Annotated in this window: 9 protein-coding genes; 1 reads left to right on the top strand and 8 read right to left on the bottom strand. The window is 67.1% G+C overall.

Annotated elements, in window-relative coordinates; translation table 11 throughout:
- Positions 1-522: 522 nt before the first annotated feature.
- The 6 genes from VZL07_RS29190 to VZL07_RS29165 all read right to left on the bottom strand — a co-directional run bounded on the left by VZL07_RS29190 (position 523) and on the right by VZL07_RS29165 (position 11,235).
- Positions 523-3,987, bottom strand: a complete 3,465-nt coding sequence (locus tag VZL07_RS29190) for a helicase-related protein (protein ID WP_426751144.1) — start codon at positions 3,985-3,987, stop codon at positions 523-525.
- Entirely contained in the window at positions 3,984-6,101 is a 2,118-nt protein-coding gene (locus tag VZL07_RS29185; protein WP_426751143.1) for a hypothetical protein, read from the bottom strand. The genes VZL07_RS29190 and VZL07_RS29185 overlap by 4 nt, the downstream gene beginning before the upstream one ends.
- Positions 6,098-7,495, bottom strand: a complete 1,398-nt coding sequence (locus tag VZL07_RS29180; RefSeq protein WP_426751142.1) for a hypothetical protein — start codon at positions 7,493-7,495, stop codon at positions 6,098-6,100. The genes VZL07_RS29185 and VZL07_RS29180 overlap by 4 nt, the downstream gene beginning before the upstream one ends.
- A gap of 187 nt (positions 7,496-7,682) precedes the next feature.
- Positions 7,683-8,627, bottom strand: coding sequence for a hypothetical protein (locus tag VZL07_RS29175; protein ID WP_426751141.1), 945 nt, complete (start codon positions 8,625-8,627; stop codon positions 7,683-7,685).
- Between the two features lie 286 nt (positions 8,628-8,913).
- Positions 8,914-10,239 carry an IS701 family transposase gene (locus VZL07_RS29170; protein ID WP_426749769.1) on the bottom strand — a complete coding sequence of 442 codons (1,326 nt, stop codon included), beginning with the start codon at positions 10,237-10,239 and terminating at the stop codon, positions 8,914-8,916.
- Between the two features lie 348 nt (positions 10,240-10,587).
- A complete protein-coding gene (locus VZL07_RS29165; protein WP_426751140.1) occupies positions 10,588-11,235 on the bottom strand; it encodes a hypothetical protein in 648 nt (215 codons plus the stop codon).
- A 251-nt stretch (positions 11,236-11,486) separates the two neighbouring features.
- Between VZL07_RS29165 and VZL07_RS29160 the strand changes: the two genes are divergently transcribed.
- On the top strand, positions 11,487-12,392 hold the full coding sequence (locus VZL07_RS29160; RefSeq protein ID WP_426751139.1) for a hypothetical protein: 906 nt from the start codon (positions 11,487-11,489) through the stop codon (positions 12,390-12,392).
- Positions 12,393-12,439: 47 nt separating this feature from the next.
- On the opposite strand, the gene VZL07_RS29155 is transcribed toward VZL07_RS29160, so the two are convergent.
- Positions 12,440-13,372, bottom strand: coding sequence for a restriction endonuclease (locus VZL07_RS29155; RefSeq protein WP_426751138.1), 933 nt, complete (start codon positions 13,370-13,372; stop codon positions 12,440-12,442).
- Between the two features lie 23 nt (positions 13,373-13,395).
- On the bottom strand, positions 13,396-14,184 hold the full coding sequence (locus VZL07_RS29150) for an HNH endonuclease (RefSeq protein ID WP_426751137.1): 789 nt from the start codon (positions 14,182-14,184) through the stop codon (positions 13,396-13,398).
- Positions 14,185-14,191 lie beyond the last annotated feature (7 nt).

Here is a 14,191-nt window from a genome sequence, read left to right as displayed (position 1 = left end):
AAATCAGGCACTTACACACCTGCCATCATCATCGAGTCGAGTCTCGTCGAAGGAAGATGTAGCAGTGTAGTTCCCGCTTACGGCCCACCTTGAGGCTCCTCGTCCCCTTGTCGCCCTTCGAGCCCAATCGACGACACGGCCCCCGCCGGAGAGAGCCTCGCCGACCTCTACGCCCTGGTGGCCACCTCCGAGGGCAACGGCCTCAACCCCGAGGACTACTTGGCCGACGTGCTGCGTCATGTGCAGACGCCCCCACTCGCGCAGCGACGAATTGCTGCCGCCCTACTGATTACGAATCGGGGCTGGGCAGAGGCAACCCCGGGCGTTTCCCTCTGAAGATGGCCCTCTCTGGCCGCTTCTGGCACGTCCCGAGTGGGGGAGAAGTGGGGGAGGAAATCGCCATGAGTCCCCCACCTCGCCACGCCTGTGGACCGGCGACGGGCCCGGAGGCTCCGCTCTGTCGGCATGGCACATCCTCCGGATGGACACCATTGCCCGAGATGTCGCTTGGGCCGAGCCCGCTCAACCCACTGACGCAGTGCGACGAGAGCGCGGAGAGGGCGCATCGCCAGGATCCTCCCAGACGTGCAGCCGGACACGTAGGTCATCAATGATTCGCGCGGGCAGCGATACGAGTCGTACGCCATCCTCATTGCCTTCCGACTCGTCCAGGTCATCGCGGCCCTCGACGTTGTCGGCGCTGACGTCCCCTCCCGTGAGGACCTCGAACATCTGGGCTCGCAGCCGCAACTCCTCGAACATCCGTTCGTCATAGGTGCCCGCCAGGAACGGAACGGAGACCCCCAGAAAGATGTCCGTCCCCGGCCTTGCGAGTTGGCGCTCGCGGAAGGTCTTGCTCCCGATGCGGTCCACCCGCCCGGTCCGCTGCTCCACAACCGCAGGGTTCCAGGCGAGATCGTAGTGGATGACATGCCGGCAGTGACGATGCAGGTCGATGCCCTCCGCGCCCACGGAGGTGCAGATCAACACCTCGGGCAGGAGGGGCGAGTTGAAGCCAGCAAAGGCCCGCTCGCGCGTCGCCGTGTCCGTTTCTCCGGAGACGAGCGATACGAAGGTACCCTCCCGGAGCCGGGTGGCCTCCAGGAAGGATGACCGGGCACTGCGTGCGTCCTGGAAGCTCCCGCTGGAAGCGCTGACGTCCTCCAGGAAGACGGCCACGCGGTGAGCCATGCTCTCCAGCTGCCCCAGCATCGGCTCGAAGAAGGCCGACACGAGCAGCTCGCCCCAGCCGCTCTCCTCCCGCCTGGTGCGCTCGGGGAGCAATCGGACCAGGACCGACTCACGGAGGACCGCGCGGCGCAGCGCCTGGAGGACACGCCGGCGCCCGTCCCACTCGAACGCGCCCTTCTCCCAGGTGACCTGGTCGAGGTGCGTCTGGAGGAGCTGGACAAGCTCCGCGACCCCCGAGCTGCCCTCCAGCATGGCCATGGGCTGGGTCCCCAGCCAGAGGCTCGGGGCCTCCAGGTAGGCATCGTAGATGGAGATGGCTCCGTTGCGACGGGCCCGCCCGCGGCGGCTCTCGATGGCCCTCGCGAGTTCGGCGACCTCCGCGTCCGTGGGCTCCCGCCGGACGGGGTAGACGGCGTGCACGCCGCGCTCGTCGAAGCTGGCGGCATCCTCCCCCGCGCCTTCCGCATCCGCGTGAGCGGTGAGGCCATAGGGGCTCTCGACCCACTCCTCCTGCGAGAGCTGCTCCAACAGCAGCTTCCACCGGCCCGTGGCCCTCCCCTCCCGTATCAACTTCCTGGCGAGTACGTGCTCAGTGGCCCGGTTGAGGAAGACGCGATCCACGTCCTCCTCATCCAGGCGCACCCCGTGGCGAAGTCCGACGCGAGCCAGTGCCTCGACTTCGTCTCCCCCGAGCGTGAGCAAATCCTCCAGCCGGGTGCCACCCCACTCCGCGCGAAGCACCCATGCATACGAGAGCAGCACCCGGTCCAGGCCCAAGACGATGAGGTCCCCGTCACGCCGCGTGAGCCGGTTGCGCAACGCCTTCATGGACTTCTCGCCGCCAAGGCAGCGCTGCCGCCGGGCCATAAGCTCCGAGTGGATCCGGTCGCTCAGAATCTCCCGGAGCCGCCGGGCCGTGTTGTTGCGGAAGCAGAAGATGAGCGTCTTCTCTCCCGCGTGCCAGGCGCGGATGACGTGCTCGGTGAGCGCCTTGACCTTGGGGTGGTCCGCATCCTGCTTCTCATCCACCATCCCCATCAGCAGGTCGAGATAGACGCTCCCGGCGGGAGACTCGCGAAGCGCTTTGGAGATGTTCTTCCCTTCGGCGGACTTGAGCAGGGTGGAATAGCAGCCCGTCAGCGCGGTCCCGAGCGAGGAGCGGCGGACCCGCTTCTGCTCGCGGTGCATCTCGGTCACACAGCGCATGAGGAGGTAGTGCGGCAGCTCCCCGTCCCCCCGCACGTCGATACCGGGCGCGGCGTGGAGTAGGTGCCGGTCCGCGCGGGCGGCGACTTCGGCGGTCTCTTGCTGGAACTCGTCTCCCACCCGGAACAGCCGGTGCTCCGTCTTCCGCCGGTGGCGGATGACCTGCCTGCCCAGCTCCTCCGACAGGTCCGCGTTGAACGTGAAGAGCTTGAGCGCCTCGCGGAACAGCTCCCGCACCTCCGGATCGAGTTCGAGGACGACGCGCCGGACGAACGGGTCCACCACTGCGGATGACAGTGCGCCCCGCTCCCGCGCCATCCGCCTCAACTCCCCTCGCGCCGCCTCCAGGGGCCTCGAATCCCAGAGCGCCTGAAGCGCCTCCGGGCGGACTCGCAGCGGGAGGCGGGCCCACGCCCTGGAGAAGCTCCGGCTCGCCTGCGCCGCGTACTGGAGGACGGGGCTGACGACCTGCTCCCGATGGGCTCGCAGGAACTCCACCCGCTCGCTGCTGCTCGCGCGCGTCAGCCCCGGGTGCATGTCATCCATGATTCGCAACAGCTCCAGGATTTCCTGGGGCCGGAGCTGGAAGGGCGTCGCGGTCAGCAACAGCATCCGGCGAGTCCTGCACGCAATGGTGCGCCGGAACTCCGCGTAGCCGTTCTTCCCGTCAGATGGGCCATTCTTCCAGTTGTGCGCCTCGTCGACGATAACGAGCGGCAGATGGCTTCGGAGCATCTCGACGCAGATGTCCCGGTAGACGTCCACCAGCAGTGTGGCCACTCGCTTGAACTGCTCGTCTCGCGAGCGTTGGTAAGGCTCGCTGATCTCCCGGCAGACCTCGAGCAGCTCCGCGAGGGTCGACTGGCTGGCGAGGGAAGGCTGTTCGAGCCGGCCCAGCGCGTCGAGCGCCTGCTCCTCGGTCCAAGGAAGTAGCTCCGCCTCCCATTCGGAGAGCGTGGTCAGCGCGTACGGGTCACCCGGCCACCCCTCCGGGGCACCTTTCAGAAGCCGCTCGCGAGCCGGTACGCCGAACCGGTTGCCCCAGTACCGGAAGAGTACCCCCAGCATGAAGCGGCGCTTCAGGTCGTAGTGCATGAGCTTCTGGGCCCCGAAGATGCCCGTCTTCGCCACGACGACGCAGCCGCCATTGCCCGGCCGCCGGAGCGCCTTCACCAGGTCATCGATGCGGTCCACCGACGTCGGCTTGAACCAGCCCTGCGCCTCCGGCTGGTGTTCCGGCAGGACACAACGGCGGACGAACTCACTGACTTCCCGCTCCCACTTCGTGAACAGCGCGTGGTTGTGCGGGGTGACGATGAGCACCTTGCGATAGCAGCCCTCCAGCTCTCCCGGCGGGCGGCCCGAGCCCATCGCCTGTAAGACCGAGTAGGCCACCGCCAGCGAGACGAAGGTCTTCCCCATCCCGACCTCGTCGGCGAGCAACTGGAGCTCCCATCGCTGGTCCTTCTTGGGATGGAAGAGCCGCGCCAGGAGCTGCCTCGCGGTGACGCTCTGCCGGTCAGCGTCACGCTTGTCCTTGATGCGCGTCGTGTCACGTCCCAGGTCGAAATGCTCCGAGAGCGGAATCATGAAGCTCTCCACAAGCCTGGCTGGATAGAACGCACATAGCGCTGGAACGAGCCCGTCCCGACCTCGCCGGGGTAATCCTTCCGAAGCTGGTGGAGCAGCCCCGTGAGCTCCTCACGCACCACTCGGGCGTACTTCTCGAAAGTCGCTGCACGCTCGGGAACATCCGCGAGCTGCTCGCCCGCCCTCCGCAACGCGGCAGCAATCTCGACGACCTGGAAGGCCCCCGCCGTTGCCGAGCGCTGCCCCGCCTTCACCGCCGCCGCCACCTGGCGACCAAGGGTGACCGGGCTGACCGGCCCCAGCAAGGCCAGCCGGATGGATGTCTCCGTTCCTTCGGCCGCCTTGCGCAGGTCATGCTCGATTCCCGTGAGCGCCTCGACGAAGGACCGGATCTGGTACGACTGGATGCGGCTGGTGTCGACCTCGGACTCGACGAGGGCTGGAGCAGCAACAGTCCCGCCAGGCTCCTCGAACCCCGGCGGAGGTGGAAAGAGGTCCTCGAACGCGATGCGTCCCTGGTAGTAGGCCAGCAGGAGCCGCTCCCCGGGGAGCCCGGAGGATTCCCCCATGGGGAGTTGCAGGCGCGCGGCCATATCCAGGTTCACCGGGAAGGACTGCCCCTTGAGCGACGCCCACCAGCCCACGTGGACCTCCTTCGACTGGAGCAGCGCCTGGAGCGACTCCGCGCTCAGGAGAATCCGCAGCGTGTCCACGGGCGTTTCGCTCCCCGGCTCCCATCGCGCGAGGAGCTCTCCTCCCTCTCCCAGCCGGAGTTCGAAGGGCCCCGCGAGCCGCTCCGGGAAGAGCTTCACCTCCAGCAGCAGTTCCCGCTCGGATGCGGTCCGGGGCGTCAGGCTGGCTTCCCGGAGGAAGGTGGGCCAGAGCACGTCATCGTCGGACTCCGGCTCGGCGGGTACGGCGGCGGGTAGCGTGGACGCGCCCAGTTCGACGGCCTGCCCCACCGTCGGAGGAATCAGCCGCGCGAGCGCCTTGGCCGCCGCGCCCGTCCTCCTCAAGATGACGCCTGCCTCGATGTTCGGCCGGCCTGGTACTCCGGGGAACCCCCAGCCGTGCCGGGTGAAGTTGGCCGAGCCGACATACGCGAGCGAGGTCTTCCTGCCACGCAGCAGCACGACCTTGGCGTGCAGGGAGCGCCGCTGGACGAAGTCCGTCCGGCCCCCCACCTCATCCGGGAGGACCATCGGGTCCACTGCGTGCGCGACACCAGCAACCTCGAAGTGCGCGGCCTCGAACGAGAGCAGGGACTCGGGAAGACGGGGCCTCGCTGTCTTCGCGGCGCTGGTGGACGCCTCGCCGTACAGCTCCAGCCTCGTGCCGGACTGGAGCAGCCGCCGGCTCCGCAACTCTGACAGGAAATGCGTCATGGGCCCCGTGCCCTGCTCCTCGGACCAGAAGGGGGACACGATGGAGATGGACTCGACCGGCTCTTCCTCGCCCCACTCCGAGAGGAACGTGCGCCAGAGCGGCTCGCCATGGCCGCTCCACACGAAGCGCGCATCGCCCACGGGGGCCGTGGGCGCCCAGCGTGCGAGCCGCTCCAATGCAAGGGAGCGGATGAGCTCGGCGGACTCGGTCCACCAGGGAGCGAGAACCGTGGGCATGGCTTCGAGCGCGGAACGAATCAGGGGCGCGAGTTCCGGCCGCTCCTCGCTCACCCCGAGCGGGAGCACCGCCTCGCGGTTCATCCGGTAGCCAGCTTCCGTAACGTTGGCACTGCCCACCATCAGTCGCACGGCCTTCTCGTGGACGAGCAGCAAGACCTTGGCATGCTGGAGCTGGCCCTCGTCCCCGACCACGGGGCGGACTTCCACATGGAGCGAGCGGGGCCTGCCGCGATACCGCCGCCCGTCCATCAGCAGAACGGTGGCCTCCATGCCAGCCAGGGCGCGTTGAAGGGCAATCCGGCTGGTCCACTTCCGGTCATCCCAGGCGCCCAGGCCGAGGCACATCGGCAGGAAGTCGAACTCGAAGAACGTCGCGTCGAACTCGTAGGTGGTGGCGAGGACGCCCAGCAGGGGGCCCAGCACGTCGGGATTGGGGGCGAGTCGATCCATCAGCTTGCGCCCGTTCACCTCGGAGGACTGCTCGCTCATGCCACCCTCCCCTCGGCCGCAGCGATGAGGGCGTCCGCGGATTGCACCCGGTACTCATGCGGGCGGATCTGCTTGACCGAGGTGGGCTCGTCCCGCAGGTCTCCGGCCCGGGCGAGCGTCAGCTCGAAGCGTGAGCCTCGCCGCTCTATCCATGGCAGCTTGGGACGTCCCATGTCGAACTTGCCTCGCTGGACCTGCCCGTGCCGGCCCACCAGCTCCTCCAGGAACGCGCCGGGCCCGCCGCCCCCCGACACCGCCGCACTGGCCCGCTGGAGGAACTGGCGCGCATCCTCAAGCCGCTGCATGCCGGACGTGAGGGCCGGCGTAGTAGCGGCCTCGATGGAATGCTCCAGCGCCTGGACGGCCGCGGGGAGCTTCGCCGCCACCTCCGCGAGAATCCCGTCTTCGGCGGCGGTGGCAACGGGAACGGACTGCGTGTCGAACTGCCTGGCCAGCCAGAGCAGCCGCTCGAAGGCGAGGAGCATGGCCTGGTAGCAGGGCTCGAAGGCGAGGATGAGCTCCAGCGCCTCGTGGAGGTCGGGGTGATCCTTTCGGGTGCTCGAGGCGCGCGCGATGCGGGACAGCCGCCCCAGCTCGGTCTCGCGGTCACTCTTGTAGGGATACTCCATCAGCAGCTCCGCCATGCGAGAGCGGACCCCATCGACATGGAGCGCCTCACCCAGGCACTCCGCCTCGACCGCTCCCGGCGGGCTCAAGATGTGCGCGCGCCTGCCCCACTCGGTCAACTGCGCGAGCGAGACCTCGGCCTCGGGGTCACGCGCCGCCTTGAGCACGGCCGAGGGGACCTTGGTTTCCTCGAGGAACGCCTCACCGAGCCGGCCGCCCAGGGCGGGTGTGAGGCTGAGCGTCCACCGGTCCAGGAGCTTCATGCCCTCGGCCACGCTTCCGTAGATACCGACGACGCCGTAGGTGACCTGGCGGGCGAGCAGCTCGAAGTCGGTGCCCGTCCTCTTCTCCCCGCGAGCGTCGAGCTGGGCCAGCCGGTCGCGCCCGTAGAGAGCCCCCCGGACGCCCGCGCGGGACGAGAGGTTCTCCTCATCCGAACCGAGCAGGTTGGCGAGCACCCAGAGCCGCTCCAGCCGGAGGACACATGGCAACCGCGCCTCGTACTGCATCCGCTCTGGGAGCTCTCCCGCCACCTGGGCCAGGGAGGCACCCGCGCACAGGAGACTGAAGTAGCGGGGGCGGCGCCCGACATTCGTCAGTCCCGGGAGGATGCGGTCCGCGAGGAAGTTGTAGCCCCGGTCGAAGCCCAGCGGGTCGATGCTCGAACCCGGGAGATCCGAAGGGTCAAAGGCAGTGAGGAAAGGCTCCAGGCCGAAGAGGTCCTGCTCTTTTTCTGTTTTCCGTGCCGCGGCGGTGCGTCGCGCCATATCTCCCCCCTGGGCCTCACGCCCCGGATGGCACCATCATCTACCAGACGTGAGGAGAAGTGGCGATACCACCGAGGAGGTGTGGCCCCTCACAGAGATTACCGATTAGGACGCTCTGGACCGCATCCTCGTCGCGCAGATGCGCACGTGGATGCCCGACACGCTCGCGTAAGGACAGTTCTCCGCATCACCGCCCGAGCATCCACCCTTCCACCGCGCGGCGAGCTGCCGTGGAGGGAGCTCCGGGTGATCGGTGCCCGAGCAGTACGTTGAGCATTCCGAGGAGACCGACGACGGCATCAAAGCCGTCGTCGCCGCCCATACCCGGCGAAGCGAAGCCGTCCTTGAACTGCGCCTGGCACTCGTCAGAGAGCCGCACGCCAAGCTCGTGTGCGTGGTCTTGCAGCCTTTCACCAGCGAGACGCCGCGAGGAGGGCTCGTTCTTCTGGACCGGTGCCACCCCGAGGTGGCCGTAGAATTCCCGCGGATACGTTTCCACGATGACGAGCCCACCTGGAGTGAGTAGTTCGTCCAACTCGCCATCGAACGGCCAGAGTCGGACGTGCTCTCGTCCCGCGTGCAGCGCGGGTTGGAGCAGACTCCTCCAACCAGAAATCACAGCAGGCCCCACCTGCTGGGCACCCACGCACCAGAAAAGGGGGGAGGCTGCGGGACGGAGTTCTGTGCCGAGATCGCATTCGCGCAGAAGCTCGCTCCGGGCGCCGAGTCCGAGCCCATTGACAAGATGGGCTTGCGAAGTGACACCTTTTTGGCCTGCATGGACCGGGTAGAACGGGCGATAGGGTGAGATCTCCTCCCGGGTTGCGGCCCTGTCGAAGAAGCGCGGAAAGCGCTCCCCACCGAGCTGCGGGAGCAGAGCTTTGAAATACGAGCAGCCGATGCGCTCCGCGTAAGCCAAGGGCACGCCGATACCGAAGTCGAATCCCGCCAGCACGGTCGCGCCAGTCCGGGCCTTGCGCAGCAAGTACGAAATGAGGGCCGGAACCTCGCCTACAGGGGCCGCGCCATCGACCCGATAGACACCGTCCGCTCCGAGCTCCGCTTGCGCATACCATTGGAACCGGCCGCTGGTGTTCCAATCCGAGTGCACTACAAGGTCAGGTCGTGTCATCACGCCACGCCAGGGACGTTCAGCTGGCGCGGGCCATTGCTTGGAGCAGGAGGACGAAGGTTCGTTGGATGAATTCTTTGAACGAATTCGAACGGCCGTTGGCTCGGAGAGCGACCCAGGTTGAGGTCCTTCCACGACGTCCGCCGCGACCGAGAACCGGTTACCCTTCCTCCACGACGGGTGCTCAAAGGGACGCGGCAGGTTCCTTGCGAGGAGCCCCTTCCAAGCGGGCTTGCTTTCAGACTCGACTTTCGCCCTTTTGGGGCGAGGGAGCGCGCGCGGAGGTCTACGCCGCGCGCCCTTGGGAGGGCGTGGCACGGGAGGCAGCGCGTAAGTTGGCGCGAAGTCGACGCGGCGAGTGCCAGCGGGTACGGGCCAGGGTGGATTGAGCCAGGCGCAAGACATCCTCGAAGCTGACAGTGGTCTTGGTGGTGTACCAGGGCCGCAGAGGTAGCTTCAGCTGCTGCCAACTGGTGGCCAGTTCCATGTACCAGAGGACGAGCAGGGTGTAGCTCAAGCCTGCGAAGGGCGCGGTGCGCAGCACGGCCAGGCGGCGGCGGGCTCGCGAGTCGGCGAAGCCGAGCAGCTGCTTCAAGTCCCGGAAGAGCACTTCAATGCTCCACCTGAAAGCATACCTTTCCACCACCTGGAGGGCGGTGAGGGAGGCGTCGGTGCAGAAAAAGACTCGCAGGGGCCGGCTGCCGCCCGTCATCCGTACGATGACGATTTTGAGCATCCGCGCTCCGGCCGCGCTCTTCCACCGAGCCACCAATTCCTTGCAGTCCACCTGTCGCGACTGGCCGTAGAGAAAGGCCGTCATCCGCTGCCAAGGCAGCGCGCCATCTCGTGCGAGGGCCTCGGGCTTGGGCACCGGCACGTCTCGCGTCAGCCACCGGCCCGTCTTCGGCGAGCGGCAGCGCTGCGTGCGCGGGCGAGTCAGCACGGCGTCTGGGCGCATGGCGCCGACGAAGATGAGTCGTTGCGGCAAGCCCTCGAGCACGGTGCTGCATGAGTAGGCCTCGTCAGCGGCGAGTTCCAGGCAACCGGTGGGCAGCCAGGCGAGGACACGCTCCACCAGCTCTCGGCCCAACTGCGTCTTCTTCCGGTGCCGCAGGCCCTTCTTCTGGCACTCGGCCTGGGTGCGGTAGAGCCGGAAGAGGACGGGCAGCGCCCAGGGGCGCGAAGCAAAGGGGACGTGCACCAGCACCGCGAGCGTCACCCAGACGTGGCCGAAGCAGAAGACATGCACGGCCCGGCTGGAGCGCACCGCATCCAGGTGGCTGCCCAGGCCGAAAACCTTCGGCCCTTTGTGGCTGCACAGGGTGTCGTCGAGGACCAGCCGCACGGGCCCCAGGGCCGCCAGCTTCAGAAGTAGCAGTCGGCCTACCTCGTCCGCACTCCAGCGAGCCCGCGAGAAGAAGCGATGGAAGGCCGCATGGTGCTGCACGCCCGCGACGCCCGAGGCCACCAGCGCCCCGGTGACCGCGTGCGTGCCGCCACAGCTCACCCAGCCGGCGAACAGGACCAGGAAGCGCAGGAACGAGGGCTCAGTAAATGCCGGCCGAACCAGCTGCAAGACTTGCAACAGTGCATACAACTGGGAGGCGGCCATCGGGAGACCTCGAAGGTGCTGGAGGAGGCGTGTCTTGCCGGACACCTCACTCAGCTGGCCTCGATGGCCGCTCTTCTCCTACCCTCAGCCCGTCCTACCCTCGCCCCCTTGCTTGGGCCACACAGCCCAAAAGGGCGAAAGTCGAGTCAGAGGCCACGCGCCAGTTCTGCGTAGTCGCCATCAATGCGAGGATGACGGATGCATCCTCTCCGACGGACACCCGCAGACGGAGCCCCGCGCCAGGCGTGGGCACAGGAAGCCAGGCGTTGTCGTGCTCACGCCAGAGAGCGTCATCTCCGATGTTCAGCAAGGGCATGGGGGCCAGGCTCCTCGCATCCGCCTCTCTTGCTACTGCCCGAGCTTGTTCTCGAATCCCCGTTTTGCCCAGAGCTTCGCAAGCCTCTTGCTGGGCTTGGGGTAGCGGCGAGGATCCTGAGGATCGAGCGTTCCTACCGCATCGACAGCCATCGAGACCTGCCCAACACCGAGCTTCAGGTTCCGGGCGAGTTCCTTGATGGCGTCAGCCCGACCAGACCTATCTGAGCGGTGAGCGAGGTGCAGCTCGATGGTCTGGTTCATCTCGGCATCAGTCCACTTGTGCCTCACCGCACCGCCGTCATCCTGGCCTATCGCAGCCGGGCTCAACGCCGCCTGTAGGAGTGAGGTCACGAGCACCGTCCTCCCCTCACGCTTGATTTGCTTGAGGTCGGGGACCTGCGACAAGAACAAGTCGATGAGCAGAGCCTCCGGTGTCCCAAGCAAGCTGGGAAGTACCGCGACGAGGTCAATCCCCCGGAAGAGCGCCGTCGCCCCCGGATTCACCTGCTCTCCAATGAACTCGGACAGAAGCTTGGCCGATGTAACGGCGAGATCGATGACGACCTTCTTCTCCGCTACGGCAACCTCTTTCAGCTCAGCAGGGAAACGTTCCGCGACTGGAGCGACGTCCGCATAGACGAAGCTGAAATCGGTCCGCTCAAGGAACCAGCTCAGCATCTCGGAATCTTGACAAAGGACTACAGGCGTCATCGGCTGCCCTCTGGATGAATGGACCGCAAGCGTCGCCGGAAATTGCCAGCGGGTCCTTCCGAGCGGCCCCTACTGTACTACATCCAACAAAGTGCTCCGCTCAGCTCCATGGATCCCCGGACAGAAACTGGCCAAACTCCCGTTCGCTAGAGCTGTCCGACCTCTGCGGCTGCGTGAAGCAAGCCGCCAGCGCCCTGATACGTGGAGATACGAAGCGCATGCTCCCCACCTGCCCGTCCCGGCTTCCCACCGAACTCCGCGAGCCCATCTTCGCCTTCGCGTCCGCATGGGCAGCGAGCCCGCTACGTCCGCGAGTAAAGCCGGAGGTGGCGCACGCGTGGGACGCGCTGCTCCACGAGTGGATCCATACCCCCGCCCTCCCGCTCTTCGTTCGCAAGGACGCCGCGCGTCGGCGTCCGGCCCCGACGCACCCATCAGGCCGCACCCTTGTCCCGTGTGACAACAGCCCCGCCATCTGGGCGTTCACCCTGGCGCTGGAGGGTAACTGCCCCACCCTTACGGAGGTCGCCGCCCTCGTGGCGAACGGCGGGATCCCTGTGGAGCTCACGCAATTGGGGCGGTTCGGGGCTTTCTACAAGGCGGGATGGAAGCTCGCGCACCTGGACGGCGTGGGGCTGAGAACGCGCACCCCATTGGAGGAGGTCCCGCTCGACACGCTGACGGAGCACTTGCGGCTGCTCCTCTCGCCCTCTAACCACTTTGCAGTTCCAAAGGTGTGGGCCGGCCTGGGGGAGATCCCCGAGGTTATTGAGGTGATCCGCACCTGCGACGCGCAGGCCCGCGGAGACGCGCCACGGCCCGCCGCACCCGTGCCGGGGGCTGTCCCCCCGATGCCGACTCCTGGGCCGACGCAGCCTCGTCGAGTCGCAGCGCTTCGCGCCAACAGCTACAGAGCCACCCGCCTCCTCTTCAGGGCCGATGTGATCGATGGACTGGCCGATGACCAGTCATTCCGCATCGAGACGCCCGACGGCACCTACGAGATGACTCGGGCGGAGTTCCTCCGCACCTTCTCCAACGTCGCTGCATCCAACACCTACCGCAGTACTGGCCAGTACAGCTACAGCACGACTCCGGCGAAGGCGCGACGTTTCCTGGTCTGACGCGCACAGCCCTGCTGCGCACCGCCGGTCGGCACGATCACCGATTCTCACTCCCCTTCGAAGTAATCGGTATCGATCTTCGGAATCCGTAGAGACTCCGCGGCCACCCCGACACCGTGCTCGATCATCAGCTCGGCGAGTTGGGCACCGTCGATGAGAACGACGCTCCCTCGCGCCTGCCGCGCGGCCTCGCGAGCCGGGCCGGAGATCGTCCCCGATGTGATTAGCACGCCCTTGTCCGCACCTTGGAGTTGGAGCGCCCCCATGAACCCCTGGATCTGCGGCGCGCCCACCTGCCCCTGCCACTTTTTCGCTTGGACGTAGACCTTCTGGAGCCCGAGCCGGTCGAGAGCGACGATCCCATCGATCCCGCCGTCGCCCGAACGCCCGGTCCGCACCAGCGCCTTCCGGCTCGTGCCGTAGCCGAGCGCATAGAGGACGTCGAGCACGAGGGACTCGAACTCCGCCGGTGTCTGCTGCGCGATGTGGTCGAGGAGGTCTCTCGCGACGCTCGCGCGTATCTGCGCCAGCGCGTCCTCGATCTGCTCGCGAGGACTCCGGGTCTCCGTCTTGGCCCCGTCGGCAGCCACAGCTCGGACCGCGCGCGGTGCCCCGCTGGAGCCGGGGAGAGGTTGGACGGCGACCTCGCGGGCCTCGCTTCCGATTCGCTCCGCCTCCGCCTCCGGGAGCCTCCCTCCATGCGCCTCCAGCAACTTCCGGCCGGCGTCGGTGATGAGCCACGATCCACGAGTGGGTGCGCTTGAAAGACCCACTCGCTTCAACGCGTCATGCGCCCAGCCGATACGGTTCTGGAAGACGGGCTGCATCCCACTGGGCAGCAACGTGGTCCGCTCAGTCTCCGAGAGTGAGAGGCGATTCGCGAGCTCCTCGTACACCGTCCGCGTACGGACCGGCGCTCGCTGCTCGCCGAGATACTGGAGGAGTGGACCGATGAATTGAACGTAGCTGGGAAGTGACATGAGTCGGAATCCTTGAACTGGCTCTATCTCGGCAGGCCGTCATGCCGCCCGAACACGCTCGCGCGGTGCCACGCCAGGTATCGGCGATGCCCGTCCTTGAGCTTGTCTACCCGGAGCGGCAGGTGCAGTCCCAGAATGCGCCTCGCCTCATCTGACAGCACGTTCGAGACCACCACGTCGCCCGCGTCCGAAACGGTGATGAATCCCTGGTCGAAGGCGGCGTCCAGATGCGGCGCGAGCAACAGCCCGTTGAAGATGTCCAGCCGCTCGGCATCGGTCTCGCAGTCCGCCCAGGGCTTGATGTGGCTCGCGCGAAGCAGCTCCGTCACGGACAGCCCCGTCACCGCACACCGCCCGTCCCAGTAGTCGATGAGGCCCTCGCGGAAGACGTCCTGGCCCACACGCTGAATCACCCACCGCTCGGCTTCGGTCGTTCGCGGCAACGACGCCACCTTGGCCTCGAACGTGTGCAGCAGCTCGTTGGGGAGCGACTTCGACAGCTGGAACGCTCGCCGGACGAGCGAATGCAAGGACGGAATGTCCGGCACGCTCCGCCCGGCCACGGCCCCCTCGGGCAGCGGCGACACCACTGGAGTGCCGAAGCCCTCCAGCGCCGCCGCCACGTGCGCCCGCGAAAAGGCCACGAGAAAAAGCGTCTCGTCGGCGAAGTGCGTGAGCCAGATCTCCAGCGGGGCTTGGGTACTGGCGTACCCGAGCCAGCCGCCGACACGCGGACGCTCGATGTCGAAGCCGTTATCGACCGCCGCCTTCTCCAGGCGAATGGCGACTGCGGGGTTCAGGGCGCTGGACATTCAAAAC

The sequence above is a fragment of the Pseudomyxococcus flavus genome (assembly GCF_050038885.1).
Taxonomy (GTDB): Bacteria; Myxococcota; Myxococcia; order Myxococcales; family Myxococcaceae; genus Myxococcus; species Myxococcus flavus.
This window is presented reverse-complemented; position numbering and strand designations above follow the sequence as displayed.

Excerpts from the sequence above, each read along its gene's own strand:
- VZL07_RS29180 (WP_426751142.1), bottom strand. The coding sequence starts at position 7,495 with ATGGCGCGACGCACCGCCGCGGCACGGAAAACAGAAAAAGAGCAGGAC.
- VZL07_RS29175 (WP_426751141.1), bottom strand. The coding sequence starts at position 8,627 with ATGACACGACCTGACCTTGTAGTGCACTCGGATTGGAACACCAGCGGC.
- VZL07_RS29190 (WP_426751144.1), bottom strand. The coding sequence starts at position 3,987 with ATGATTCCGCTCTCGGAGCATTTCGACCTGGGACGTGACACGACGCGC.
- VZL07_RS29185 (WP_426751143.1), bottom strand. The coding sequence starts at position 6,101 with ATGAGCGAGCAGTCCTCCGAGGTGAACGGGCGCAAGCTGATGGATCGA.
- VZL07_RS29155 (WP_426751138.1), bottom strand. The coding sequence starts at position 13,372 with ATGTCACTTCCCAGCTACGTTCAATTCATCGGTCCACTCCTCCAGTAT.
- VZL07_RS29160 (WP_426751139.1), top strand. The coding sequence starts at position 11,487 with ATGCTCCCCACCTGCCCGTCCCGGCTTCCCACCGAACTCCGCGAGCCC.
- VZL07_RS29165 (WP_426751140.1), bottom strand. The coding sequence starts at position 11,235 with ATGCTGAGCTGGTTCCTTGAGCGGACCGATTTCAGCTTCGTCTATGCG.
- VZL07_RS29150 (WP_426751137.1), bottom strand. The coding sequence starts at position 14,184 with ATGTCCAGCGCCCTGAACCCCGCAGTCGCCATTCGCCTGGAGAAGGCG.
- VZL07_RS29170 (WP_426749769.1), bottom strand. The coding sequence starts at position 10,239 with ATGGCCGCCTCCCAGTTGTATGCACTGTTGCAAGTCTTGCAGCTGGTT.